Source organism: Methylomonas sp. LWB (assembly GCF_001856095.1).
GTDB classification, from domain to species: domain Bacteria; phylum Pseudomonadota; class Gammaproteobacteria; order Methylococcales; family Methylomonadaceae; genus Methylomonas; species Methylomonas koyamae_A.
Genome location: NZ_MKMC01000002.1, coordinates 64,171 through 90,144 on the forward strand (window position 1 = coordinate 64,171; position 25,974 = coordinate 90,144).

General features: G+C 52.5%; 25 protein-coding genes and 1 pseudogene. 15 read left to right on the plus strand and 11 right to left on the minus strand.

Annotated elements, in window-relative coordinates; all coding sequences use genetic code 11:
- Nucleotides 1-82 precede the first annotated feature (82 nt).
- Nucleotides 83-682, minus strand: coding sequence for an FMN-dependent NADH-azoreductase (locus BJL95_RS00340; protein ID WP_064024225.1), 600 nt, complete (start codon nucleotides 680-682; stop codon nucleotides 83-85).
- Nucleotides 683-752: 70 nt separating this feature from the next.
- Here BJL95_RS00340 and BJL95_RS00345 point away from each other — a divergent pair, with 70 nt between their 5' ends.
- Nucleotides 753-1,688 carry a LysR family transcriptional regulator gene (locus BJL95_RS00345; RefSeq protein WP_071154826.1) on the plus strand — a complete coding sequence of 312 codons (936 nt, stop codon included), beginning with the start codon at nucleotides 753-755 and terminating at the stop codon, nucleotides 1,686-1,688.
- A 449-nt stretch (nucleotides 1,689-2,137) separates the two neighbouring features.
- On the opposite strand, the pseudogene BJL95_RS25575 reads toward BJL95_RS00345, so the two are convergent.
- Nucleotides 2,138-2,260: pseudogene (locus BJL95_RS25575) on the minus strand (IS3 family transposase); the annotation flags it as partial.
- Nucleotides 2,261-2,468: 208 nt separating this feature from the next.
- On the opposite strand from BJL95_RS25575, the gene BJL95_RS00350 reads away from it, so the two are divergent.
- The 3 genes from BJL95_RS00350 (at nucleotide 2,469) to BJL95_RS00360 (ending at nucleotide 5,811) form a co-directional block, all read left to right on the plus strand.
- Nucleotides 2,469-3,332 carry a PEP-CTERM sorting domain-containing protein gene (locus BJL95_RS00350; RefSeq protein ID WP_071154827.1) on the plus strand — a complete coding sequence of 288 codons (864 nt, stop codon included), beginning with the start codon at nucleotides 2,469-2,471 and terminating at the stop codon, nucleotides 3,330-3,332.
- 78 nt (nucleotides 3,333-3,410) lie between these two features.
- A complete protein-coding gene (locus BJL95_RS00355; RefSeq protein WP_071154828.1) occupies nucleotides 3,411-4,232 on the plus strand; it encodes a hypothetical protein in 822 nt (273 codons plus the stop codon).
- Entirely contained in the window at nucleotides 4,213-5,811 is a 1,599-nt protein-coding gene (locus BJL95_RS00360) for an FAD-binding oxidoreductase (RefSeq protein ID WP_071154829.1), read from the plus strand. The genes BJL95_RS00355 and BJL95_RS00360 overlap by 20 nt, the downstream gene beginning before the upstream one ends.
- Nucleotides 5,812-5,922: 111 nt before the next feature.
- On the opposite strand, the gene BJL95_RS00365 is transcribed toward BJL95_RS00360, so the two are convergent.
- From BJL95_RS00365 to BJL95_RS00395, 7 genes are all read right to left on the minus strand, one after another.
- Entirely contained in the window at nucleotides 5,923-7,050 is a 1,128-nt protein-coding gene (locus BJL95_RS00365; RefSeq protein WP_071154830.1) for an SDR family oxidoreductase, read from the minus strand.
- A gap of 43 nt (nucleotides 7,051-7,093) precedes the next feature.
- Nucleotides 7,094-8,872, minus strand: coding sequence for a long-chain fatty acid--CoA ligase (locus BJL95_RS00370; protein ID WP_083385530.1), 1,779 nt, complete (start codon nucleotides 8,870-8,872; stop codon nucleotides 7,094-7,096).
- Nucleotides 8,850-9,959: a hypothetical protein gene (locus BJL95_RS00375; RefSeq protein ID WP_071154832.1), complete on the minus strand. Its 1,110-nt coding sequence runs from the start codon at nucleotides 9,957-9,959 to the stop codon at nucleotides 8,850-8,852. The genes BJL95_RS00370 and BJL95_RS00375 overlap by 23 nt, the downstream gene beginning before the upstream one ends.
- 64 nt (nucleotides 9,960-10,023) lie before the next feature.
- A complete protein-coding gene (locus BJL95_RS00380; protein WP_064024211.1) occupies nucleotides 10,024-11,412 on the minus strand; it encodes a TIGR03013 family XrtA/PEP-CTERM system glycosyltransferase in 1,389 nt (462 codons plus the stop codon).
- Nucleotides 11,413-11,441: 29 nt separating this feature from the next.
- Nucleotides 11,442-12,218 carry a S1C family serine protease gene (locus BJL95_RS00385; protein ID WP_064024209.1) on the minus strand — a complete coding sequence of 259 codons (777 nt, stop codon included), beginning with the start codon at nucleotides 12,216-12,218 and terminating at the stop codon, nucleotides 11,442-11,444.
- 308 nt (nucleotides 12,219-12,526) lie between these two features.
- Nucleotides 12,527-13,297, minus strand: coding sequence for a UDP-2,3-diacylglucosamine diphosphatase (locus BJL95_RS00390; RefSeq protein ID WP_071154833.1), 771 nt, complete (start codon nucleotides 13,295-13,297; stop codon nucleotides 12,527-12,529).
- Nucleotides 13,298-13,301: 4 nt separating this feature from the next.
- Nucleotides 13,302-13,814, minus strand: a complete 513-nt coding sequence (locus BJL95_RS00395; RefSeq protein WP_254786649.1) for a peptidylprolyl isomerase — start codon at nucleotides 13,812-13,814, stop codon at nucleotides 13,302-13,304.
- A 181-nt stretch (nucleotides 13,815-13,995) separates the two neighbouring features.
- Between BJL95_RS00395 and cysS the strand changes: the two genes are divergently transcribed.
- Both cysS and fchA read left to right on the plus strand, forming a co-directional pair.
- Nucleotides 13,996-15,369 carry a cysteine--tRNA ligase gene (gene cysS, locus BJL95_RS00400; protein ID WP_071154835.1) on the plus strand — a complete coding sequence of 458 codons (1,374 nt, stop codon included), beginning with the start codon at nucleotides 13,996-13,998 and terminating at the stop codon, nucleotides 15,367-15,369.
- A gap of 9 nt (nucleotides 15,370-15,378) precedes the next feature.
- Complete coding sequence (gene fchA / locus BJL95_RS00405) at nucleotides 15,379-16,008, plus strand: methenyltetrahydrofolate cyclohydrolase (RefSeq protein ID WP_071154836.1); 630 nt, start codon at nucleotides 15,379-15,381, stop codon at nucleotides 16,006-16,008.
- Nucleotides 16,009-16,248: 240 nt separating this feature from the next.
- Here the strand turns inward: fchA and nifA are convergent, their stop codons facing one another.
- On the minus strand, nucleotides 16,249-17,775 hold the full coding sequence (nifA, locus tag BJL95_RS00410) for a nif-specific transcriptional activator NifA (protein WP_064024199.1): 1,527 nt from the start codon (nucleotides 17,773-17,775) through the stop codon (nucleotides 16,249-16,251).
- Nucleotides 17,768-19,402: a nitrogen fixation negative regulator NifL gene (gene nifL / locus BJL95_RS00415; protein WP_083385531.1), complete on the minus strand. Its 1,635-nt coding sequence runs from the start codon at nucleotides 19,400-19,402 to the stop codon at nucleotides 17,768-17,770. The genes nifA and nifL overlap by 8 nt, the downstream gene beginning before the upstream one ends.
- Before the next feature lie 344 nt (nucleotides 19,403-19,746).
- Here nifL and rsxA point away from each other — a divergent pair, with 344 nt between their 5' ends.
- The 9 genes from rsxA to bfr are packed head-to-tail and all read left to right on the plus strand — an operon-like array spanning nucleotide 19,747 to nucleotide 25,919.
- On the plus strand, nucleotides 19,747-20,328 hold the full coding sequence (gene rsxA, locus BJL95_RS00420; RefSeq protein ID WP_064024198.1) for an electron transport complex subunit RsxA: 582 nt from the start codon (nucleotides 19,747-19,749) through the stop codon (nucleotides 20,326-20,328).
- Between the two features lie 11 nt (nucleotides 20,329-20,339).
- Entirely contained in the window at nucleotides 20,340-20,873 is a 534-nt protein-coding gene (rsxB, locus tag BJL95_RS00425; RefSeq protein WP_064024196.1) for an electron transport complex subunit RsxB, read from the plus strand.
- A gap of 11 nt (nucleotides 20,874-20,884) precedes the next feature.
- A complete protein-coding gene (gene rsxC / locus BJL95_RS00430) occupies nucleotides 20,885-22,399 on the plus strand; it encodes an electron transport complex subunit RsxC (RefSeq protein ID WP_064024193.1) in 1,515 nt (504 codons plus the stop codon).
- Complete coding sequence (locus tag BJL95_RS00435) at nucleotides 22,396-23,457, plus strand: RnfABCDGE type electron transport complex subunit D (RefSeq protein WP_064024191.1); 1,062 nt, start codon at nucleotides 22,396-22,398, stop codon at nucleotides 23,455-23,457. Before rsxC ends, BJL95_RS00435 begins: the two co-directional genes overlap by 4 nt.
- A gap of 8 nt (nucleotides 23,458-23,465) precedes the next feature.
- Nucleotides 23,466-24,203, plus strand: a complete 738-nt coding sequence (gene rsxG / locus BJL95_RS00440) for an electron transport complex subunit RsxG (protein WP_083385532.1) — start codon at nucleotides 23,466-23,468, stop codon at nucleotides 24,201-24,203.
- A gap of 41 nt (nucleotides 24,204-24,244) precedes the next feature.
- The gene (locus tag BJL95_RS00445; protein ID WP_064024189.1) at nucleotides 24,245-24,949 is read left to right on the plus strand and encodes an electron transport complex subunit E; all 705 of its coding nucleotides are present in this window, start codon (nucleotides 24,245-24,247) and stop codon (nucleotides 24,947-24,949) included.
- A gap of 12 nt (nucleotides 24,950-24,961) precedes the next feature.
- Nucleotides 24,962-25,225, plus strand: a complete 264-nt coding sequence (locus BJL95_RS00450) for an RnfH family protein (protein ID WP_064024187.1) — start codon at nucleotides 24,962-24,964, stop codon at nucleotides 25,223-25,225.
- A 2-nt stretch (nucleotides 25,226-25,227) separates the two neighbouring features.
- Nucleotides 25,228-25,431: a bacterioferritin-associated ferredoxin gene (locus tag BJL95_RS23500; protein ID WP_082885286.1), complete on the plus strand. Its 204-nt coding sequence runs from the start codon at nucleotides 25,228-25,230 to the stop codon at nucleotides 25,429-25,431.
- A gap of 23 nt (nucleotides 25,432-25,454) precedes the next feature.
- Nucleotides 25,455-25,919 carry a bacterioferritin gene (bfr, locus tag BJL95_RS00455; protein WP_064024262.1) on the plus strand — a complete coding sequence of 155 codons (465 nt, stop codon included), beginning with the start codon at nucleotides 25,455-25,457 and terminating at the stop codon, nucleotides 25,917-25,919.
- Nucleotides 25,920-25,974 lie beyond the last annotated feature (55 nt).

Consider the following 25,974-nt stretch of genomic DNA (forward strand, 5'->3'; position numbering starts at 1 on the left):
GCCGGTCGGTTCAATCATCGACAGGGCAAATCCTCGAGGGGGTGACGGATTTGGAACTCGCCGCAGGATGGGGGGTCGCCGGTCATATTTCCAGCGCGGCAATTTCCAGCTCGGCTTGCCGCAAGGCCAGTTCGGCGACATCGCCGCTTCTTGCCAGACCTTCGGCATGGATGAAAGTCAGATCGGTCATGCCCAAAAAGCCCAGCATCGTTTGCAGGTAGGGCGTCATCGTATCCAAGGGAGTGTCGCTGTGTTGTCCGCCATAAGTTAAGGTTAAATAAACCTTTTTGCCGCGCAACAAGCCTTCCGGGCCGGACTCGGTGTAACGAAACGTCAGGTCGGCGCGGGCAATGGCATCGAACCAGGCTTTGAGCTGGGCGGGAATCCCGAAGTTGTACATCGGAACGCCCAGCACGATACGGTCGGCTTGTTGGATTTCGTCTATCAAGGCGTCGAAACGTTCCGCCAAGGCCTGCTGTTCGGCGTCGCGCTGTTCGGCCGGCGTGAACAACACGCCGAGGGCCGCGCCGTCCAACAGCGGTGGAGCGGATTGCGCCAAGTCGCGTTTAATCAACTCGGAATCAGGGTAGGCGGCTTGTAGCTTTTCAGTCAATAGTGTCGCCAAATGGCTGGAGTGGCTTTGTTCGCCGCGAATGCTGGTGTTGATTTGCAGAAGGTTCATCGTTGGTCTCCCAAATGTCAGTGGATGGGGCTACTATAATTCGGGATAATCAAAACGATAAGACGTGAAAATGGATAACATTATTCCACTAGAGCAACAATATCCCGGCATCGAGCCGAACGATTTGTGGCTATTCGCCAAGGTGGCCGATTGCGGCAGCTTTTCCAGGGCCGCCGAAGCGGCGGGATTGCCCAAGTCGTCGTTGTCTAGGCGCATCGCGTTGCTGGAGCAGCGTCTGGGCGAGCGTTTGTTGCAACGCACGACGCGTAAGTTGACCCTGACCGAGCTAGGCGAACGTTTGCGGGAACATGGTCGGCAAATCGGTGAGGAAACCAACGCGGCGGCGGCCTGGGCGGCGCATCGGCAAGTGACGCCGTCCGGCCGGTTGCGTTTATCCGTTCCCGGCGATTTCGCCAGTTTGGCTTTGGCGCCGCTGTTGGCCGAATTCGGGGAACGCTATCCCGATGTGATGTTGGCCCTGGATCTATCGCCGCGACGGGTGGATTTGGTTGGGGAAGGCTACGACTTGGCGATTCGGGTTGGCGAATTGGCCGACGACGCGATGTTGGCGGCTAAGCGCCTGGACCGGTTCGAATTCGGTTTGTACGCGGCGCCACACTATTTGGCGAGCGCCGGCACGCCGGATCATCCCCGGCAATTGGCGGAGCATACCGCGTTGCATCTGGTAGCGGCCAATCAAGAAATCGCGCCCTGGCGGTTGCGGCGCGGTGAAGAACTTTGGACCGGCCTGCCGCCCGCGGCGGTCACCGCCAATTCGCCGGAGTTATTGGTTAAACTGGCTCGTCTGGGTCGCGGTATTGTCGCGGCGCCAAAAGTCTACGGTGAATTGAGTTTGCATACTGGTGAACTGGTGCGTTTGCTAGCGGACTGGCAGCTTCCCGGTGTCGATGTCTGGGCGGTATTCCCCGGCCGAAAGTTAATGCCGACCAAGACTCGAGTGTTCTTGGATTTTTTGGCGGAGCGCTTTGGTAAGCAGGCAAGCTAACGAACATGAAGTGATTTGTTATCCTGGATAATGAGAAAGATGGGCGTGGCGGTTTTGGTGGCGGTCGACCTCGTTTCAACACAGGTGTATCCGAATTTTGCCCAATGACTTTCATGGTGAAGTGGGCGGCTGTCCGTTTGGCTGGTTCGAGAAGTCAGCCAGGAATGAAAAGCGCCAGTCGCTTAGTCCACATAATGCCGATGGTGTAAGCGTTTTTGTGTAAACGGCTATTAGTAGGTAGGAAACTGCCATTCCCTAAAGGAGAAAAAATGACCGCATCAAAAACCCGGAGACTGCGTACAAAATCTCGTTGGCTGGGCGTCATTCGCGCACTCTCAGCTCCAACGCCTTGATCCGATCCGAATAGCTACTAGTGGCTTCATTTGCGCGTCATTCGTTTTTCGGGTTTGCCTCAGCCAGCGGCGTAACGTTTCAGCCGTACGGCGAAACTTCGCTGAAATCGACTGAATCGCCGCCCATTTCGACGGATATTCGCCTTGATGTACTCGCACCATGCGAATCGCTCGCTGTCGGATTTCTGACGAATAATGGTTTGACGTTTTCTCTTTCATTGCTCCATTCACGAAAAGGCGGGAACCTCCCAGAAATCCGGGGCGCTTCAGCTTTTTTGAGAATGTTGTCAGTTTTTTTTACAGGTCGAATGGGATGGTGTTGGCCTTCGAATAAAAATATCAATGGTTTCAGTGTGTTGAGATTTTGGCACGCTGAGTGCTTTAACAGATTCGAGTTTCTCTTTATATCTTAACTTTGGAGGTAAGCATGAACACTAAACTCACTTCAGCAATTTTTGTGGGTGCTTTGTCCGTATTTGGCGCTAGTGCGGCTAGTGCAGTCACGGTGCAGAATATTAATTGGGATCCGAATGCCGTCAACGGCAATCCTGGTCAGCCAGCTGATGATTTCGTTGGCAAAACCACCTACACTCAGTGGTTTCAAACCGCTTCGGCAGAAAACACGTTTTCGCCAAGGCTTACCATCGATCTGGTTAACCTCGGAGCTCTGGCCGGAAGCAGCTTGACGGGTACTGGCATATTCGCCGAGTTCAACGGTATTAACTCAGTTGTTGGCGATCCTAGCCCAGATACTAATCCAGCTGACTTCGCTACCAATGTTCAGTTAACCTATGGTTTTGGTGGCATTGTAGTGAATAGCGTTGATTTAACCAATCCTGCGGTTCCGGTTTTCAACCTTGATTTGAGCAGCGCTTGGGTTAACATCTATTCCGATGCCGCTTTGAATTACGGTAATACATTGCCAGAGACAGTAGATGCGGTTGATACTACTTATTCGGAACCGTTCCTTAAGCTGAAAATCGATACATTGACGCTGAATACTATCGTGGCAGGCAGCAATTTGTTTGGGTCAGTCGATGCTTACTTCTCTGTTATCGGTGGTGCGGCGGCAAGTTATTTCGACACTGACAATCAAACCAATACCAATGGTGGGGTTTCGGATTTGTTTTACACCTCCAGCTCTCAGTTTAAAAATGGGGACAACTTTACTACCGGTACAGCCGAGTTGACTGGTGACACTCGTACAGTTCCAGAGCCATCGTCCTTAGCGTTGTTGGGTTTGGGGATGATGGGTTTTAGCAAATTTTCTCGCCGCAAATTCGCAGCTTGATTTTCTAGATTTTACGTTCATTTGGACTAGAATGCCCTCCTTGCGAGGGCATTTTGCTTTTTATGGTTTTTCATAACGATGAAGCGTATCCATTTATTTGAAATAGAAGACCAAAGCTGGTGTCCGGGATCTATTCGGGACAGCGTTACCGACTTTCTTCAATACATTGTCCGAATATTCAATTTATATGATCCCATTGTATCGCTGTTGTGGGAAGCCATTACAAGAGAAGGTAGACCTAGTCGAGTGATTGATCTTTGCGCGGGTGGAGTAACATGGCTCGCTATTATTGATAAGATGAAGTTCGCGAATGGCGGGCTAGATATGAGCGTTACGTTAACGGACTTATACCCTAACGTGGAGGCCTTCAGAAGTGCAAAGGCTCGCTATCCGAACGATTTTGAGGTTTGTGCTGACTCGATAGACGCCGCTAACGTTTCTGTTGATCTACAAGGTTTTCGCACATTGTTTTCGAGCTTTCATCATTTTACGCCGGATTTGGCTCGTTCAATTCTGCAGAACGCTGTTGACCGTCGTGAGGGAATCGCTGTTTTTGAGAGTACTCAGAGACATATATTGTTGATTGTATATATGTTGTTCACCCCTCTTTTGGTTTGGGTATTGACACCTTGGATTAGGCCTTTTCGCTGGTCAAGACTGATTTTTACCTATCTGATTCCTGTTGTTCCCTTTGTGGTCTTGTTTGATGGAGTAGTCTCGTGCCTTAGGACCTACTCAGTTGCTGAACTTCAAGAAATTGTGGCTACTTTGAATGCGCCTGAATATCGTTGGAAGATCGGTTTGAAGCGTGTTGGATTTTTACCGGTTGGTGTGACCTACCTAATAGGCTATCCTTCTGATAACCACACAGGAGAAGCCGATGAAAAATTCGAACCTTGAAAATGCTATTGCGGACTGGAAACGTCATCCCGAGTTGGCCGAAGATTCTGTCATTTTTCCTCAGTCGCTGATAACTTCGACTTTGGCTATTGACCGTCGGATCTTTGGAACGCTTATTCCTAAGTCTAGGGCGGCAGTAGAGGCGGCTGTCCTCATCGCCAATAAACATCAAATTCCTCTATATCCTATAAGTACTGGTCATAATTGGGGTTACGGCTCCGCGAGCCCTGCTCAGGACGGATGCGTTCTTGTTGATTTGTCAAAGATGAAGTCGTTGGAGTTTGATTCGGAGACTGGTTTACTGACAGTTGAGCCAGGAGTCACTCAGCGCCAACTAGATATGTATCTCAAAGAAAAGAAATATATGTATTTGGTTCCCGTGCATGGAGCTGGCCCCGATTGCAGTTTGGTTGGCAACGCTTTGGAGCGCGGTTACGGTATAACGCCTTATGCTGATCATTTTGGCGCGGTGATGAGTTTGGAAGCTGTTCTGCCGAACGGTGAAATTTATCGTTCCATGATGGAGGGATTGGGAGGAGATGAGATAGATAAGGCTTTCAAGTATGGGATGGGGCCTTACTGTGACGGTTTGTTCTCTCAAGGCAATTTTGGAATTGTGACGAAAATGACGATAGCCTTGGCGCCTAAGCCAGAACGAGTCGAGGCTTTCTTCTTTGGCGTAAAAAAGTCTGACGATTTGGAGTTGGCCGTAGAAAAAGTGCGGCAGGTTCTTAGAGAAGTCGGTGCGGTGACGGGATCGATAAATTTGATGAACAAACATCGTATGTTATCGATGTCGGAGCCATATCCGAAAGATCGAGTCGGTGATGACGGAATGATTCCGGACGATATTTTGAAAAAGCTGATGAAGCGCAACCAGATCATGGAATGGACGGGAGTTGGTGCGATCTACGGTAACAAAAAAGTCGTGAAAGCGGTTAAGGGCGAAATCCGCAGAATATTACGGCCAGTAGCTAAGCGCCTTGTGTTCTTTACGCCGGAAAAGGTCAGATTGTTATATGGTGTAGCACGAGCGCTGCCAGTGATTCGTGAAATGCATCTTGTAAAGATTTTGGACTCTCTAAACAAGAGTATGCAGATATTCGCCGGAGAGCCCAGTGAAATAGCCTTGCCACTTGCGTATTGGCGATCAGGGACGATACCAACTGACGGTGCACCTATGAATCCGGATGCTGACGGTTGTGGGCTAATATGGTACTCCCCACTTCTTCCAATGAAGCCTAAATTGACCAGGGCTTTTATTGAAATGGTTACAAAAATTTGTATTAAATATCAGATGGAGCCATTAATTACGCTAACGAGTATTTCCGATCGCTGTTGGGATAGCACGATACCAATTTTGTTTGATAGGCAAAATTCAGAAGAGGTTGCTCGTGCTCATGCGTGTTATCACGAGTTGTTGGATACCGGTATAGCATCAGGATTTATACCTTATAGGCTGGGCATTCAGTCTATGTCTTTGCCAAGCGAAAAAAATGCAGTACCTTCTTTCTTGCAAGTTGTAAAGAAAGCAGTGGATCCGAGTAATATTATGGCTCCGGGTCGTTACGGATTGTGATTCTTGGCTCATTCAGCAATGTAGTCGTTAGCAAAATCAAAAGGTTTAATAAATCATAATCCTTCGAAAGACAGGTTGTATATACTTGAGCATTGCGCAAAAAACCACTTGTTATTTAAATCGCTGGCGAGTCCAATATCGTGTAATTACTGTTTGAAAATATGTGTGGGTTAAAGGTGGCTGGATCGGTAGAGTCTGCACTGATAATTGGTTGTCAAAGCTGGTCCGAGCCTCTAAATATGCTAAAAAAAAAGGAAATGACTTTGTTTTTCGGCGGGTGCTCTTCGGGATAAAATGTTTAGTAGCTTTGGTTAATATATTGAAAGCCCATAGTGGAATAGATATAACTTTCGGTATATCTGAAACATGCTCCTTTGATATGCATTGTAATATTTTTATTATATCGACTAATTTTAATGCTTGATCGGGTCCGGAGCAAAGATGAAATATTTTTCCAACGAAATCTAGTCTTTGCGAGCTGGTTTTTATACATTTTGCAACATAATCAACGGGTATTATATCCAGCTTTGCGTTGCCGAGGTGCGGTAATAGTCCAAATGTAAGGCGCCCTGACAGAAAGTCACAAATATAATAAAAAATTTGGAAGTGAATAATCTTACCTGTTTCGGAGTGTCCGACAACCATACTCGGACGGTGTACAGTTACAGGTAAATTGAGTTCGAGCATCTTTTCTCTTAAGTAATCTTCTGCTTCAGCCTTGGATTGCTCGTATGTGTTATGAAATGCTCTCGTTTCGGTAATCCATGTTTCCGGTATTAAGCCGGGCATCTTGCCTGCTACCCCAATAGTGCTGACATATTCTACCTTCTGCAATACTCCCGCCGCTTGGCAGGCGTGAGCCAGTTCGACAATGTTTTTGACGGCGCTCAATGCGTGTTTGCGAGCCGTGTCCAGCGGCAGATTCATCCGTACCACGCCGGCGCTATGGATAATGTGCGTGCATGAATTAACGATTTCTCCATAGGCTTGCTCGGATAGGGCAAAGCGCGGCTCATCGGTGTCCCCTTGTAGTAGGCTAATCCGTCGGCGCGCGTCGTCGGCTCGAGTGGTATCCAGTTCCCAGAATTCAATCAGTTCCTCTAGTCGTTGCCGGAGGTGCTCGGGTGATTTCGCGCGGATTAACAACCAAATTCGGTTTTGCGGTTCTTCCAGCAATAGCGGTACCAGCATGCTGCCGATAGCGCCGGTCGCGCCGGTGACGAAGTAATTGGATTTCATCGTTATTCCTTGGGTGCGATTGGACGATCTGCAAAAGGACTTGTCAGGCCGGTAACTTCAGCAGCACGATATTAGGTTCAATCAACAGGGGTTGCTGGTGAATAGTTGAATCGCCATTGTCTAATGCGTCGTAAAGCTGGTTTATCCACGCTCCGTAATCTTGTTGAATATTCCTCCGCAACAGCTTTAAATTACGCGTCAGTTCATTTCTTTCGACCGACAGTGACGAAAAGCTTAACACAGCACCGACCGGGCGCTTGTAATTGGGTAATTCCGTTGCGGTTTCGGCGAGCGTCTTCGCTAATTTTCTGGCGAAATCGAGCATTTCGCCGGCGTCTTCTGGTCGTTTGGCTCCCACTGTTACCAAGGTTGTCAAAAATTTGCGGTTTGCGCCGAATACAACCGCGTGCTCGATCTTACTATGGCTTTTTAACAAGTCTTCGATTTCGACGGGGGCGATTTTGCGGCCGGTGGAGGTCTTAAACACGTCGGATTTTCGCCCGGTCAGGCGAATGTAGCCGTGTTCGTCGATCTCGGCATAATCCCCGCTCGCCAAATAACCGTCCGTGGTTAATCTGCGGTCTTCTTGTTGTTCCGCTACATAGCCACCAAAAACTCCGCTGCCTTTAACGAGTAATTCACCGTCTTCCGCAAGTATTACCCTATTAGGGCTTAGTGGTTTCCCGACAGTGCCGAATCGGTAGTCGTTGCCGCGGTTTGCGGCAATCGGAACAACGTTTTCGCTGAGACCGTAGGACTCCAGAATCAACAGCCCTGTTGCGTAGAAGCGTTTTAGCAGCCAAATTGGTATCGGAGCGGAACCGCTAATCAAATATCGAATGTTGCATCCGAACAATGATGTAAACGACTTGAATAGGTGGCGATTGATAAAACGAAATAGGCATCCGACCGGCGAATCGTTTTCCCCCGCAGACAGACAATAGCAGAGGAGGTGATAGATAGGTTTTGGTTGTCTATTTAATTTGTTCTCGACTTCTTGATAGAGCTTTTCGTAAAAACGCGGGACAGCAATAAAGACATGCGGGTTGATTTGAGGTAGATATTCAATGATTTTTTGCGGCTGAGTTACGAAAAATATTTCCGAACCTCCAGCAAGCGCACATAGGTTTACAATGCGTTGAAAAAGATTCGATAACGGCAACCAACAGACCAAATGGCAGGGGGCTTGGCCAATTTCCGGGAAGGTGTCCAATATGGCTTGAATAGCGGTGACGATCTGTTCGTGTCTGTACGCTATTCCCTTGGGGGTACCGGTGGTGCCGGAGGTGAATATGATCGTTGCAATGTCGTTGGGGAATATCGCCGTTGATAAAACCGTGTGGTCGAGTTTTTCGTCGAGGTGGTCGTGAATGGTCACCGAGTGAAGCTTGCTCTTACCGGATTCGCTGGCATCTTCAAGTGAAATAACGGTGGATATTTGATTAAAGACGCTGTCGCCAAATTTTTCCAAACGTCCAACTCGATCGATAATCATGGCATCGATTTTGACCAGAGTGGAGATGGTTTCGAGATGTTCCGCGGTTTCTTCGGGATCTATCCCGACAATGACACCGCCGAGCATCAGAATAGCGTGATGTGCCAACTCCCATTGGCTTGAGCTTGCCGCCAAAACAACGACGGTCTGCCCTTTTTCGATACCGAGAGTTTTTAGCTGCCAAGCTAGATCGACTGCCTGTAAATAGAATTGGCTGATGTTGGTGGGTGACCATTGGCCGTGAATATCGAGCGACCAATGAGCGTTAGCGTTCGGAGTTTGTCTGGCTCTTGTGGCTAACAATTCAGGGAGCGTCGCTCTTTGCATTTTGCAATCTCCTTGTTGCTATCATGGGTGGATCGTAAGCACCCAGTGGGTGGTTTACGGTCAATTCCTTTTCCGATAGGTCAAGCCATTTCAGGCTTCTTGTCACCTCATGGCCTAAAAATACTTTCTTTTTGAGCATAAAGTCGATTATAGGCACGAGTATGCGCCATTGGTTTACATTGGCCTTGCCCTCGCGTATTAATGCGGAAAACTCCGGCAGATACGGGTTGTACCCAAAATGCTTTAAGTCTGAATACATTAATAGCCAATTGATTGGGTAATTGCTGAATATCGGGCTGGCGTGCTTTCCGGATTTTACCAAACCCAGTTGCACGACTTTTTGCATGATCTGTTCCTGGTTGTAAGGCCAGGCGTGATAGGGTGCTAAGTATCTGGGAAATACAGTTCCGGAAGGATAGTTCTGGGGATTGAAAAATCGGGAAAGCTCTAGTTCGTCAAATTCGGTGCTGGTTTTCAGTGCCGGTGGCGTCCAATCGACTTTGGCAATCAAATCCCTGGAGAACTCGTAAAGCATTCGTTCAGGTTCGGGTTGGCCGGGCGAATATCCGGCCAGTATCAGCGGAATATTTTTTTCGAGGGCCAACTTAATGGCATCGCCCTCGAATAGCGGGGCGTAGACGTACGACACGGTGTATACCGCGCCGCGCGGTTCCTGGTTTTTCAGCAAATGTCGGAAGAGCTTTTGGTAAAACTGCTCGGAAGGCCGGTAAACCACATGGTCGATGTCCAGCTTATTCAGCGTGCGGCGGATATTGTCCCAGGCTAACGGCGGAATATTGATGTCGGTGGTGAAGGCCAGAACCTTAAGGCCGTATTCGACTTTTAACTTATAAAGTAAATAAATGCTGTCCTTACCGCCGCTAAGCGGCACCAAGCAATCGTATTCCGCTTGATTCTTACACTCGCGCAGGGCTTTTTCCAGATCGGCTTCGCGTTCGGCACGCTGTCTATCTAAAATTTGGCTGTCTTCCGGTTTATAGTTTTCGCACAGATTGCAAATCCCATTTTTGCCGAGTATGACTCTGGGTACCGCATCGGATATTAAACATTTAACGCAGTTTGCCATAATAGTTCCAGGGACAGGTTCTTAATTTCGCGCTAACAGGCGAGGGGTGTTGCGCTCGGTAAAACTATCTGGCTCCCTTACCCCATAAGATGACCTCGACGGTGCTCATCATGATGGTCAAATCTAAAAACAGACTGTAGTTTTTTACATAATATAAGTCATATTGCAATTTCTGCAGGGTGTCGTACTCGCTGGCGCCGTACGGGTAGCATAGCTGCGCCCAGCCGGTGATACCGGGTTTTACCCGGTGCCTTTCCTTGTAATAGGGGATGCGTTCTTCGAAACCTTGCACAAATTCGGGGCGTTCGGGTCTTGGGCCAACGAAGCTCATGTCGCCTTTCAACACGTTCAGCAGCTGCGGAAGCTCGTCTATCCGATATTTGCGGATAAACTTGCCGACCTTGGTGACCCTGTCGTCTGTTTGCGCGGCCCATTGCGCGCCGTTTTTTTCGGCATCCACTCGCATGCTGCGGAATTTGATGACGTTAAATACCTCGCTACGATAGCCTACCCGCCGCTGCCTATAAAATACCGGCGCGCCAAAGCCGCTTTCGACGTAGATCGCCATCATGGTCAGCACCATGATCCACCAACTGACGGATAGCAATAACAAGCTGGCAATCACGTCGAACGTGCGTTTGACGATAGGGCGGGTGCCGTCGTTAACGAAACCGTCGGAGAACACCAGCCAACTCGGGCTTAACGTTTCCAGATATATCAAGCGCTGTTCGCGCTCGTAAAAGGTTTGCAAATCCATGATTTGAACGCCAGACATCTTGACGTCCAGCAGCTCGTCGACAGGGAGCTTTTTGCGCCTATCGTCCACCGCGATGACAATTTCGTCGACCTCGGCGGCTTCGACAATGTCGTTCAAGCGCAATTTCTCGTTGAGTGCGATGGCGTGCGGTACGTTGATGGGTTCGTCTTCGAGTGTTACATAACCGACAATTTCGAAGCCGCGATAAATGTAACTGGAATTGATGACGCTCAATTCCCCGGCTCGCTGGCCGCAACCGATGACCAGTACCCGGCGCTTGAGTTTTTCCAAGTTCACGAAACGATAAAACAGGTGGCGGGTCAGAAGTAGCCCGGCATAGGAGAGAATCAGCGCGGAAATCAAAACGCTACGTGCCAACATCAGGTCTGGAATCACGTAGTAGATAAATGCCAACATGAAAACCGCAATGGCGAACGCAAAACTAATACGCTGTAGGATATTGTATTCTTCCTTATCGAGCGTTTTCCGGTATAGCCCCAACGCCGAGCACGCGGCGGTAAATACCATTGAGTACATCAAGGCGGCGGCTCCCAGTTCGTTGGAGGTATACCAGGAGGCCGTATAGAGAAAACGGACTGTCGCGCCACAATACATCGCCAGAAAAAAGACCAGCCATTCCAGGATTAACAGCCATAAATAAGCCGTTGAAATATAGTGTCGAAAGATTCGAATCATATTGGGTGCGAATTACGGTCCGGGAAGAATTATTGGAGAGACGTTTGGCCGGCCAGTGCTCGGATGTATTCGGCCGGAATGGCATAAGTGATGCCACTGGGGTTGGTGATGGCGTTTTCCTTGCTGCCTTGCACGAACACCTTGTTGATGATGCCGACGACCTTGCCCGAGTCCGGATCGTAAAGCGGGCTGCCGCTGTTGCCCGGATAGGCGGTCGCGTCGAGTTGGAACACGTTGTACGGGGTCTGCAGTTTTCTCAGCATGTTCACATTCAATTGATTGGTGGCGATGGCTGGGATTGCATTGGGCGAAATCGCTGAAACCATGGTGTGATGGGTGACAGGGTATAAGCCCAATACCATGCCGATCGGATAGCCGGTAAAAGCGAATTGCTCGCCTTCTTTAACCTTTCGCGAATCGCCGATTTCCAGCGGCGGCAGTTTGCCGCCTTCGAGCGTCAGCATCGCCAAGTCATGCTCTCCGTCCACGCCGGCAATATTCGCGATCAACATGTGTTCTTTTTGGTCCTGCAGATAGAACACCGCGAAACGCTCCAACCGGGCGCCGTCCAACTTTTTCTCGAGCACATGGGCATTGGTGACGATCCGGTCGCCGTTACCGACCGCAAAGCCGGTCGCCAAAAACAGCGCCCTGGGATTACGGGTAGGCATGTAAGTTCCGACAGCAACCACGCCGGGTTTGATAAGGGCGATGGTATCCGGAAGTTTGTTGTCGTTGGCAAGCAAGTTGCCACTGGCGGCAAGCGTTAAAGCACTACCCAGAAAATATGCCGCTAAGTTAATCATGCAGAACTGTCGAGGGGGGTCATACGAAGCCATGCCTAAAGTTTAGCCTATCTTGTCGTCAATACTAACACCCTGCCGAGAGTAGCGGCGCAAATTCGTTGGTGGTTCGATCCAAGCAGAGTTTTGGCTTGGAAACGGTTCGGTCGGGATGGCTGGATGAATTTGGAGACGCGGAGTCGCTACGGTTGGTTTTTTCCCGAAACAGCGGAACTTGACCGGCATTGGCCGGTCTACTTGGGCGGAGATAGTGCAGCCGGTAGCGCCGCGATCGGGAAACAGTGAGATCCCGTTCCGCGTTACCGGTTTTTTTATGGGTATAGCCTTTCCTGCTGAAACGAGGAGCCGTTCCAGCACAGTGCGCTGGCGCCGTCCATCGTCCAGTCAGCCAGCACGAAACGCTTGGCATGGCGGCCTTCCAGCAGGAATTCGTGCAGGTTCGGGCGATGGGTGTGGCCGTGTATTAGAATGTCGCAGCCATGTTGGCGCATCGTTTCGGCGACGGTTTGTTGATTGACATCCATGATTTCATCGGTTTTGCCGCGCTTATGATAAAAGCTGCGTAGGCGGTACCAGCGCGCGGCCAACAGGCGAAGTATCAACGGTTTGCTCAGTACATTGTTGCGCCACCGAGGATTACGGGATTTTTTCCGAAACGCTTGGTAAGCCTCGTCGTCGGTGCAGAGCAAATCGCCGTGCGTCAATAAAACTCGGGTGCCGTTCAAGTCGATAACGCTGTAATCGTCCAGCAATGCGATGCCGGTTTCCCGACAAAACTGTTCGCCCAGCAAAAAATCCCGATTGCCTTGCAATAAAAAAATCCGGATTCCAGCTTCGGTCAGCGCTCTTAATGCTTTTTTGATACTTCGATTCGGCGGAGTTTTGTCGTCGTCGCCTATCCATGCGTCGAAGAGATCGCCGAGTATATAGACGGCTTGGGCGCGCGAGGCTCGGTACTGCAAGAAATCGAGAAAGCGCCGGGTTAGTCCCGGCTTTTCCCATGCCAGATGCAGGTCGGAGATGAACAGAATATCCTGGTGTAGAGACGCCTGCTTCGGCGTCTCTAGCGAGGATTGCGGCATGGCGTTATTCGACGACTTCGGCTTTCTCAATGACGATGTCGGTTTTGGGGACGTCTTGATGCATGCCGCGGTTGGCGGTGGGTTGCTTGGCCATCGCATCGACGACATCCATGCCTTCGACGACTTCGCCGAATACCGCATAGCCCCAGCCGCTAGGCGTTTGGTTGGTATGGTCTAAAAAGGCGTTGTCTTTATAATTGATAAAAAATTGCGCGGTGGCCGAATGAGGATCGTTGGTACGGGCCATCGCGATGGTGCCGCGCTTGTTTTTTAGGCCGTTGTTCGCTTCGTTTTGGATGGTGGCCTTGGTGGCTTTTTGATTGAACGACGTGTCGAAACCACCGCCTTGAGCCATGAACCCCGGAATGACACGATGGAAGATCGTGCCGTTATAAAAGCCGTCGTTCACGTAGGCAATGAAGTTGGCCGTCGATGCAGGCGCTTTGACGGCGTCGAGTTGGATGACGATGGCGCCTAGCGTGGTGGTCAATTTGACTTTGGATTGGGAGTCCGACATTTTGTTTTCCGTTGCAAATGAAAGGGTTGAAAATAAAAACAGCATCAGGTAAGCGAACCGGTTACGCATGAAATATCCTCGTTAGCGCTGTAAGCGGCGAATTCTATGTGTTTTTATCTTGAAAGAGAAGCCGGAATCTTGGTAGATTGCGGAGTCTTTGCGCCGTAATCGATCAACGCCGATGCTGAAAATTTACAACACCCTGACTCGCAGCAAGCAAGAATTCATTCCCCGGGAACCCGGCAAGGTCGGCATGTACGTTTGCGGCATGACTGTTTACGACTATTGCCATATAGGCCACGCTCGGGTGATGGTGGTTTTCGATACCGTGGCCCGCTATCTGCGGGACGCCGGTTACCAGCTGACGTATGTGCGGAACGTCACCGATATCGACGATAAAATCATTCAGCGCGCCAACGAAAACGGCGAAGCCTTTACCGAATTGACCGAGCGTTTTATCGCCGCAATGCACGAGGACGAAAGGGCGCTGGCGGTATTGCCGCCGGACATCGAGCCGCGCGCTACTCAATCGATTGCCGACATCATCCGGATGATAGAAACGCTGATCGACAAGGGCTACGCCTACGTCGGCGGCAATGGCGACGTGTTTTACGCGGTCAGCCGTTTCGACGGTTACGGCAAGCTGTCCGGCAAGAACATCGAAGATTTGAATGCCGGCGAACGGGTCGGCGTCGATACGGCCAAACGCGATCCGCTGGATTTCGTGTTGTGGAAAATGGCCAAACTCGGCGAACCGGCCTGGGAGTCGCCTTGGGGCATGGGGCGTCCCGGCTGGCATATCGAATGCTCGGCGATGTCCACCTGCTGCCTCGGCAATCACTTCGACATTCACGGCGGCGGCATGGATTTACAGTTTCCGCATCACGAAAACGAGATAGCCCAGTCCGAGGGCGCCACCGGTCAGCCCTTCGTCAATTATTGGATGCATAACGGTTTCGTTCGGATTAACGAAGAGAAAATGTCCAAATCATTGGGCAATTTTTTTACGGTGCGAGAGGTGCTGAAACAATATCGGCCGGAAGTGATTCGGTTTTTCATACTGTCCAGCCACTACCGCAGTCCGCTAAATTACGCCGACGAGCAGCTCGACGAAGCCGGTACCGCGTTGACCCGTTTATATACGGCGCTGCGCGGCGTCGAAATCGCCGACATCGACATCGACGTCGATTATCGGCTGCGTTTCGAGCAAGCGATGGACGATGACTTCAATACGCCGGTGGCCCTGGCGGTACTTTTCGATTTGGCTCGCGAATTGAACAAAACCGAACACAAAGCCCAACTGGCGGCGACGTTAAAGCGTTTGGCCGGAATTTTGGGATTGCTGCAAGACGATCCGGACGATTTTCTGAAAGGCGGTAGCGGCGCGGACGGTTTATCCGAGGCCGACATTGAAAGTTTGATTGCCGATCGTAAAGTCGCCAAAACCAATAAAGATTGGGCGCGAGCCGACGCGATCCGGGATCGCCTAAAAAGCTCGGGCGTCATTCTGGAAGATGTGGCTGGGGGAAATACCATTTGGCGCAGGGAAAACTGAGAGACAACAATGACCGAAATCAAAGACCAATCTATTCAGCGGTTTCTCGACGAACTGGCCAGCAAACAGGCGACACCGGGTGGAGGTAGCGCGGGGGCGTTGCTGGGAGCGCAAGGCGCTGCGTTGGTTTCGATGGTTTGCAATCTGACGATAGGCAAACCTAAATACGCCGAGGTCGATGCCGAGCTGAGAGTGTTGTTGGTCGGGGCGGAAGCGTTGCGGGAAACATTGACCGGGATGATTCAGGCCGACGTCGAGGTGTTCGATCGCTTGATGGCCTGTTATGGCCTACCCAAGGCCAGTGACGAGGAAAAAGCTTATCGAACCGAGCAAATTCAGGCGGTGTTGAAAGATGCGACCGATGTGCCCTTGGCTTGTGCTAGGGCTTGCGCGCAAGCAATCGAGCTAAGCCGGGTTGCGGCCGAAAAAGGCGGGCAGGCGGTCATCAGCGACGCCGGCGTCGCGGTGATGGCGGCCTATGCCGGTTTGAAGAGCGCGGCGCTGAACGTCCGGATTAATGCCGGAGCCTTGAAAGATAGGGCGTTCGCCGACAGCCGGCTGGCGGAGTTGCAAGCCTTGTTGACGACAGGCGAGCAGGAGGCCGATGCCATTTACCGAATCGTGCAAGACAAACTTTAACTCGCCAATCGCCCAAATCAGCCGCTCGGCTATCGGGGCGTTCGCTTCGAGCTGTCTAGGTTACAACAGGCCCAAAGCCGATAAGTTAAGTGCTTACAGTCTATCTAGGCCGGGCTGAGCGGAGCCGAACTAAGCTGCTGGCTGAGCGGAGCCGAAGCCAGCCGTTTGCTTCGGCTCTGCTTAGCGAACGGCTTAACCTAACGGCAACGGCATTTGCAGCAGGCTTAGGCGAGGATTGGCTCAAAGCTGTTTGACGTTAATATTCAAGGTTTGAATCCGATAGGCGATCTGCCTCGGCGTCATATCCAACAAGCGCGCCGCCTTGGCCTGCACCCAGCCGCTTTGTTCCAGCGCCGCGATTACTCTTTCTCGCTCGTCCATGTTTTCGTCGTGCAGATCGATTTGCTTGATCTGTTGCGGCGTCCGGCCGATGCCAATTTCGCTTTCCAGCCCGGTCGCGGCAATTACGTCGCGATCGATGACGCCGTCCTGGCTCATAATCGCGGCGCGTTCCAGGCGGTTTTCCAATTCGCGGACATTGCCGGGCCAGTCGTGTTTCATCAAAATGCGGATCGCGCTTTCCTTGACTTCCAGCGGCCGGCCGCCTTGTTGCTTGGAAATCCGGTTCAGTAAAAAGCTGGCCAGTTCCGGAATGTCTTCGATGCGCTCGCGCAGCGGCGGCATATTGATAGGCATCACGTTCAGCCGGTAATACAAGTCTTCGCGGAAGTTGCCGTCGGCCACCTCCTGCTCCAGATTGCGGTTGGTCGCGGCGATGATGCGGACGTTGACTTTCAGGGTGCGGACGCCGCCGACCCGCTCGAATTCGCCCTCTTGCAATACCCGCAATAGTTTGGCTTGGAACGAAGCCGAGATTTCGCCGATCTCGTCGAGAAATAAGGTGCCGCCGTCGGCCAGTTCGAAGCGGCCCTTGCGTTGACCGATCGCGCCGCTGAACGCGCCTTTTTCGTGACCAAACAACTCGGACTCGAGCAAGGTGTCCGGTAGTGCCGCACAGTTCAGTTTCAGAAACGGGCCGTTGGCGCAGGCCGAGTTGAAATGGATGGAACTGGCGACTACTTCCTTACCGGTGCCGGATTCGCCGCGAATTAAAACGGTGGTATGCCATTTTGCGACCTGACGAATGATGTCGAACACCTTCAGCATCGGTTCGGAATGGCCGATGATGTTTTCGAAGCGATAGTTTTTGACCAGAGTCTGTTTGAGGTAGTCGCGCTCGCTGGCCAGTTCGTTTTGTTTGCGTTCCATGACCCGCAGCATGTTGACGCTGTGGGCGATCAGGTTGGCAACCATTTCCATGAAGCGGGCTCGTTCGCCGAGGAAGCCGGCGTCGCATGGCTGAGCCGCCAGGATGCCGACTACTTCTCCTTGTTCGACGGCCAGCGGCGAGCCGATGAAGGGTAGGTCGGGGTTGTATACGCCGAGCCGGCTTAAAAAGCGCGGTTCGTCGGCGATGCGCTCCACGACGATGGTGCTGCCTTCGTCCAAAATCGCACCGACCAAGCCTTCGCCGGGTTGGTAGCGGACCGAACGGTCGATGTCTTCGCCGTAGATTTCGCAGATGCTCATGCTGTCGTCTTCAATGTCGCGTAGCGTGATCATCCCGAAATGCAGGCCGGTACGTTTGTGCAGTATCTCCAATATCCCCTTCAGTTTGGTTCTCAGATCGTGGGTGCTATTGAGAAGTTGGCTGACCAAATACAGGGTGTCCAGTTCCGATTCGACCAGTAGTAATCTTTCACTCATGGATGCTCACCATGGCTGAGTTTTTTTGACAGGGAAAACTGAGTTTGAAACTGCAGCCGTTTTGATAGTCCGGATCGATTTCGATCATGCCGTTGTGCTGGTTGACAATTTCCTTCGCCATTACCAGCCCCATGCCGGCCTGTACGCTGCCCATCGTCGGCGAAGTGGTGAAAAACGGTTCGAACACTTTGCTGCGTTGATTCGCCGGGATGCCGGGGCCGGTATCGTCGATAGCCACGTGTACCCAGGCGCGGTCGCTGGCGGTGCTGATCTTGATCAGCCGTTCGCGACTGCCGGCGCGGTTCATGGCATTGACCGCATTGTCGATCAGTTGTTTGAACAGCATGCGCAGTTTGTTCTCCGACCCGAGGATAGAAGGCAAAACCGGATTGGGCAACCAATCGACGACGATGCCGTTGGCCAGAAACTTGGTGCTGTAGAGCAGCATTACCTCGTGCAGCAGTTGATTCAGATTGACGGGTACGACCGCCGATTCCGGGATCTCGGGCACGCAGCGTTGCAAAGTCGCCAGGGTTTCCTCGCCCATGGCTTGTACCTGACTGAGTAGGTCGCGCAACGGCTGGTTGTGCGAATCGTTGCGCTGACTCATGATCTGGATCGCCGCGTGAATTTGATTGAGCGGCTGGCGGATTTGGTGCATCGCGCCCAACAGGGTTTCGCGGATGCTGCGTATGTGTTCTTCCTCGGTCAACAAATTGCGCAAAGTCTGAATCTGCAGTTTTTCCTGCTGGCGACGCTGTAGTGTGATGTCGTTGACGCTCAACAATAGATAGTCTTTAAATTGCTTGGCGAAGAAAGTGTCGGCGCAGACGTCGTTTTCGGTAAACCAGTTGCCGGAGCAGGAAAACCAGCGGGTGCCGCGGATGCCGGTGCCGTCGTAACGGATTTCCCGGTTGGTGAAGCCTTGGCGAGTCGTGGCGGCGTTCCACAGATCGCCCATGTCCTGCTCCAACGCGTCGAGGAAAAACAATGCCGGTTCCGGTTTATCCAGTTCGCTGATCAGCATCTTGTACATTTGGTTGTCCAGGACCACCCGCTTGTCGCTGTCCAATACCGCCATCGCCACCGGCGATGCGTTCAGCACCGATTCGATCAATTGCTTTTGGTTACTGACCTGTTGTTCGACGTGGTGAGCCTGGGTGACGTCCCGGTGCATGCCGATGTAATGACTGATGGCGCCGCGTTCGTCGAACATCGGCGCGATCGTCAGGTCCGCCAAATAGCGGTCTCCCAGTTTACGCCGGTTGACCAACTGGCCGTGCCAAACTTGCTTGCGGGAAATGGTGTGCCATAGGTCGTAATAAATTTGCCGGGGCGTGGACTTGTCGGAGAGCTTGGATTCGTTTTGGCCCAGAATTTCGGCGGCGTGGTAGCCGGTCACTTGGGTGAAGGCGTCGTTGATATACAGGATATTGGCTTTTTTATCGGTGATCGATATGGCGACCGGGGCTTGTTCGACCGCTTTCACGAACAGCGAGAAAGGTAGGGTTTGGTTTCGCTTGTCGCCGCGCTTGGCCGAGGTGGTATCGGCCTGGCCGGGCGCCAACAGATTGGCCGTGTCGATCTCGATTTCGCCCAGCATGAAGTCACGGGTGGATTTGGTCATGGCAAACTGCTCTCTAGGTATATTCCGGATGAATGATTGTTGCCCGCCGAGCAAACGACAGAACCGCGGGCGGCAAGGGCGACCGGCTCCGGGCCGGTATTTCCTTAAAAGCATATGCAATTTGGACGCCAAAGTTGGTAAGGCTAGTCTGCTGTTGCTTATTCCCGGCTAATTGTAAGGTTTACGACATTTATTTGCCCGCTTGTTTTGAATCTGTGTTTTTTGGCACAGAGCTTACAGGAAACCTGAGCCCTGATTTCGCGGGATTCGGCGGGTATTCGCCGAGATAGTCGCTTGGCACGGATGATGCTGAATAGTTAACACTACACAAGGTTCTTAAAACGATGAGCGAATACTTATTGCTGATATTGGGCACGGCGCTGGTAAACAACGTGGTGCTGGTCAAGTTCCTCGGATTATGCCCGTTCATGGGGGTTTCCAACAAACTTGATACCGCATTGGGCATGGGCTTGGCGACCACCTTCGTACTGACGCTGGCCTCGGCCGCGAGTTGGGTGTTGGAGCACCGCTTGCTGTTGCCGTTCGACATCGGCTTTTTAAGAGTGTTGGGTTTTATTTTAGTGATCGCCGCCGTCGTGCAGTTCACCGAGATGGTCATTCATAAGACTAGTCCGGTGATGTATCAGGTGTTGGGTATTTTCCTGCCGCTGATCACTACCAATTGCGCGGTCTTGGGCGTGGCCTTGCTGAACATCCAAGAACAATACAACTTCGTCCAAAGCCTGTTGTTCGGCTTTGGTTCGGCATTGGGTTTTACCCTGGTGATGGTGCTCTTTGCCGGTCTCCGTGAACGCTTGGCGTTGATGGCTGTACCGGCACTTTTTTCAGGCACCCCCATTGCGTTTATCACCGCCGGCATTATGTCGCTGGCATTCATGGGATTTGCGGGTCTATACAGCAAATAAGAGGCGCAGCCATGTACGTTTTATCCGCGATAGTGATTTTGACCGCTCTGGGCCTGTTTCTGGGCATCAGTCTGGGCATTGCCGCTAAATATCTGAAAGTGGAATCCGATCCGCTGGTCGAGCGAGTGGAAGAATTAATGCCGGGTTCGCAGTGCGGCCAATGCGGCTTTCCAGGATGTCGGCCGGCGGCCGAGGCCGTGGTATCCGGCGCCGCGCCGGTAACCTTATGTCCGCCGGGCGGCACGGCCTTGGTCGAGCAACTGGCCAAACTGCTGGGTGTCGATGTCGACTTGAGCCAGACTCAGGATCAAGAACCGATGGTCGCTAGGGTCAGCGAAGAGACGTGCACCGGTTGCACTCGCTGCTTTAAGGTCTGCCCCACCGATGCGATCGTCGGCGCACCAAAACAAATCCATGCGGTCGTTGCGGATGCCTGCATAGGCTGTAAAAAATGTGTGGAAGTTTGCCCGACCGAGTGCCTGCAAATGCATCCCGTCGAAGTCACCTTGCGGAACTGGCGCTGGCCCAAGCCTTTGGCGGCGTAAGGAAAAAGTTTATGTTTGGATGGTTTGAAAATCCTAGATTACGCGGCGGCGTGCATGCCGAAGAGCATAAGAGCGAAACGGCGGAGTTGAGTATCGCCAGTGGCTTTCCGATTCCGAAAAAGCTCTACATTCCGGTGCAGCAGCACGTCGGCAAGCCTGCCGAGCCGGTCGTCAAGGTTGGCGAAAGAATTCTAAAGGGTCAACTACTGGCCTATAGTCAAGGCACCATTTCGGCGCCGGTTCATGCACCAACATCGGGCGTTGTCGCCGACGTCAAAGATTTTCCGGCGCCGCATCCCTCCGCGTTGCCGATTCGAACCGTTGTCATCGAAAGCGACGGACAGGACGAATGGGCGCCGCTGGAAGTGCCCGACGATCCGTTTGAACTTGATGCGGAAACGATTTGCGCGATGGTCGGCTCCGCCGGTGTGGTTGGCTTGGGCGGTGCGGTGTTTCCGTCCGCCGTTAAACTCAGTCTGGGCCGAAAAAGCAAAATTCATACATTGTTGATCAATGCTGGCGAATGCGAGCCCTACCTGACCTGCGACGATAGGTTGATGCAGGAAAAAGCCGACGAAATTGTCGCCGGTATCCGCCTGATGCTGCGCGGCATGGGTGCGCCCAAAGCGATGGTCGGTATCGAGGACAATAAGCCGGCCGCGTATCAGGCCATGCGCGATGCTTGCCGGGATTATCCGAATATCGTGGTATCTCAAGTCCCGACCCGCTACCCGATGGGCTGGGACCGGCAGATGCTGCGTTATCTGACCGGTCAGGAAATTCCGGCCGATGGCCGAGCCGCCGATATTGGCGTCGTGGTTCACAACGTGGCGACCGCCCACGCCGTTTACAAAGCGATTTGTCTGGGTCAGCCGTTAATTTCCAGGGTGGTTACCGTGTCCGGTGCCGCCGTTGCCCAACCTCGCAACGTCGAAGTGCCGATCGGCACCTTGATGTCGGAAGTGCTGGCATTCTGCGATTGGGATAAAACCAAAATGGCCCGCTTGGTGATGGGCGGACCGATGATGGGCGATGCGCTGCCTATCGCCGACGTACCGGTCGTCAAGGCGTGCAATGGTATTTTGGCTCTAACGGCCGCCGAAATCGAAGAACCCGAAGTGCAACCGTGCATTCGCTGCTCGAGTTGCGTCACGGCTTGCCCGGTGGGTTTGCTGCCGTTGGAAATGGCTAGCCGGATCAAGGTTAACCAACTCGATGCCGCGGTCGATCTGGGCTTGAAGGATTGCATCAGTTGCGGCAGCTGTTCCTATGTTTGTCCTTCGAATATCCCGCTCGTGCATTACTTCAAATTCGCGTCCGGCGAACTGGTCAAGCGCCAGCAGGCTGATCACAAGTCGGAACAAACCAAACGTCTGATCGACGAACGCAATCAGCGAATGGAGCGCATCCGTCTGGAAGCCGAAGCCGAGGCGCAACGTGCTCAGGAAGCCCGCGCCGCCCGTTTGGCCGCTCAACAAGCGCAGCAGGCACAACAAGCCCAGGCGAAAGCGGAGGAAACCGTATGAGTGTAAAACCGGTTAGTGGTCCTCACGTACTGGCTACCCGCCGTTCCGATCAGATCATGCGTCTGGTGATTCTGGCGATGGCACCGTCCGTAGGTTTCGGCGTGTTGCTATTCGGTTGGCCGGCCTTGTATTTGCTGGTTGTCACGGTCTTCTCGGCGCTGGCCTTCGAAGCGTTCTGCCTGAAATTGAAAGGCGTTGCGGCCGGACCCTATTTGCGCGACGGCTCCGCGATCGTCTCTGGCCTGCTGGTGGCGATGACCCTGCCGCCGTGGGCGCCCTGGTGGATAGGCGTCGTCGGTGCCGGTATCGCCATTGTGTTGGGTAAGCATGTCTATGGCGGTCTGGGACAAAATTTATTTAATCCGGCGATGCTGGCCAGGGTGGCTTTGCTGATTTCATTTCCGATCGAAATGACGACGTGGGCGAACGTATCGCCGCTGTTCACCGGGCCTGGCGTGTTCGACAGCTTCGCAATCACATTTTCGGGCTTGAGCAACGCCGATGCGGTAACCGGTGCGACGACGCTGGGTCTGGTCAAGACCGAATTTTCACAAGGCCACGTATTACCCGGCATATTGAACGACTATTCCGGCTTCTTGGCGATGTTGGGTTGGGAGCGCGGCAGTCTCGGCGAAACTTCGACGCTGTTGATTCTCGGCGGCGGCCTGTGGCTGATGCGGCAGGGCGTGATCCAGTGGCATATCCCGGTTTCGTTGTTGGCGACGATTTTCCTGCTGTCCTCCGGCTTTCATTTGTGGGACGCCAAACATTACTTGAGTCCGTGGGTGCATTTGAATTCCGGTGCGGTCATGCTGGTGGCCTTCTTTATCGCTACCGATTACGTGACCTCACCGAATACGCCGCAAGGACAGGTGATCTTCGGTGCCGGCTGCGGCTTGTTGATATTCGTAATTCGTTCCTGGGGTGGTTATCCCGAGGGTACCGGTTTTGCCATTTTACTGATGAACGCCGTGACTCCATTGATCGATCATTACATTCGGCCGCGTATTTACGGACGTTACCGTAGCGGTAAACCGCTAGACATTTCCAATTCCTGAGATTGCCGATGAGTTCCGATCCCGTGCAAAAACAAGCGGCTGGCGGCGAAGCGCTGGCGGCGGCGATTTCCGCCGGCAAAACGCTGAAACGTAAGCTGGCGGTCTGGCTGGAGCCCGAGAATTTGCAGGCATTGCGGCCGCAATTGCAATTTCAGGCCGGCGTTTTGGCGGGGTTCGCGTTACTGGCGGCGCTGTTGCTGGGCTTGGCCGATCTGGCCACCCGAGGCGTGATCGCGCTGCGCTTGCAGGAAGACTTGCAGGCCAATTTGGCTCAGGTGGTGCCGGCCGATTTGCACGACAACAATTTATTGGAAGATAGCGTGATGCTGGATTCCGCCGATGCGAATCTGGGCTCGCCGCAAACGCAGGTGTATCTGGCCAAGAAAGCCGGCGCGGTCAACGCGGTGTGTTTCAAGCTGATCGCGCCGGACGGATATGCGGGACCGATCAGTCTGGTCATGGGTGTGGACCGAAACGGCGAAATTCTGGGCGTGCGGGTGATCGCCCACGTCGAAACGCCGGGTCTCGGCGACAAAATCGAAATTACCAAATCCAAGTGGGCCTTGTCTTTCGACGGCAAATCGCTGGATAACCTGACCGTCGAACAATGGGCGGTCAAGAAGGACGGCGGGGTGTTCGATCAATTCAGCGGCGCGACCATCACGCCGCGTAAAGTCGTGCAAGCCATTCGGCGCGGTCTGGAATTCTATCGCGTCCATCAAGCCGAACTGCTGGCCGCCGAATAGCCGCATCCTGGTAAACCACGTTTTCGTTTCGGAGTGTATCCATGAATCTTTCGATATTGTTTTCCGAGCCCTACCGCAAAATCGCCAAAGACGGTCTGTGGGACAACAACGTCGTGTTAACCCAGAATTTGGCCTTGTGTCCGCTGCTGGCGGTGACCGGTACCGCGACCAACGGGCTGGGCATGGGCTTGGCGACGATGGTGGTGATGCTGGCGTCCAATGCCGCCGTGTCGGCCAGCCGGCATTTGATTCCGGCCGAAATTCGGATTCCGATCTTCGTGTTGTTGATCGCGGCGCTGGTGACCTTGGTCGATTTGTTTCTGAACGCCTGGATGCACGAGTTGCATAAGGTGCTCGGTTTGTTTATTCCGCTGATCGTTACCAACTGCGTCATTTTGGGCCGGGCCGAAGCCTTCGCCTCCAAGCAGGAAGTGTTGCCGTCGATGTGGGACGGCTTGATGATGGGCGTTGGCTTCACCGCCGCGATGGTGGTGCTCGGCGCGATGCGGGAAATCAGTTCGGCGGGTACCTTGTTCGCGAATGCGTCGGTATTGCTGGGTGAAAGTTTTCAATTTCTGGAAACCGTGTTGATTCCGGAATACAAAGGTTTTCTGCTGATGGCGCTACCGCCGGGCGGATTCATCATGTTGGGATTCATGGTGGCCTTGAAGCGACTGTTCGATCGCAAGGCCGCCGAAAAACCGGTCCAACCGGCCGCGCCGATCGAAGCAGCCGTCGTCGAATAACCGAGGTCAACGATGAACGTAGGAGTTTGTTACGCTCAAGCGGATCGGCAAATCTGGATGCGTCTGGAAGTGCCGGAAGGTAGTACCATCGCCGAAGCGATAGAATTATCCGGTGTTTTGAGCCAGTACCCGGAAATCGATCTGGAAACGCAAAAGGTCGGGATCTTCGGCAAACTGGCCAAGCTCGATACCGTGGTCAAGGAAGGCGACCGGGTGGAAATCTATCGCAAAATTACCGCCGATCCCAATCAAGTTCAGCGGCGCCGGGTGGCTTAGCCATGTACGTCTGCGTTTGTAAGGCATTTACCGAACGCCAGCTTGATGCGGCAATCGCCAGTGGAGTATCCTCGCGTAAACAATTAACCAATTGTTTCGGGGTTGGCGGCGAATGCGGTAAGTGCAACCGGGAGCTTTCGCAACGATTGCTCGGCAAAGCATCTTCCGGCTGTTCATCCAGCATCCATGCCGCGACCAATCATTAAAACGAATCACCGGGAGAATCGACATGCAAGGCGATAAAAAAGTCATCGAGTTTTTAAACAAAGTGTTGGAAAACGAACTGACCGCGATCAACCAGTATTTTTTGCACGCGCGGATGTTCAAGAATTGGGGTTTGCACAAACTTAACGAAAAGGAATATCACGAATCCATCGACGAAATGAAACATGCCGATCGCTTGATAGAGCGGGTGTTGTTTCTGGAAGGATTGCCCAATCTGCAAAGCTTGGGGCGCTTGATGATAGGTGAGAATCCCAAGGAAATGCTGGAATGCGATCTTAAACTGGAACAACTGGCGTTGCCGTTGTTGAAGGAAGCGATTGCCTATTGCGAGTCGGTGGCCGACTACATTTCGCGCGAATTGTTGGAGCATATTCTGGAAAGCGAGGAAGAACATATCGATTGGCTGGAAACCCAGCTGGATTTGATCGAAAAACTCGGCATTCAAAATTACCTGCAATCGCAGATGTAATCCCTATTTCGCCTCTTCCATCCGACCGCCTCCGCGTGGCTGTTGTATGGAAGGG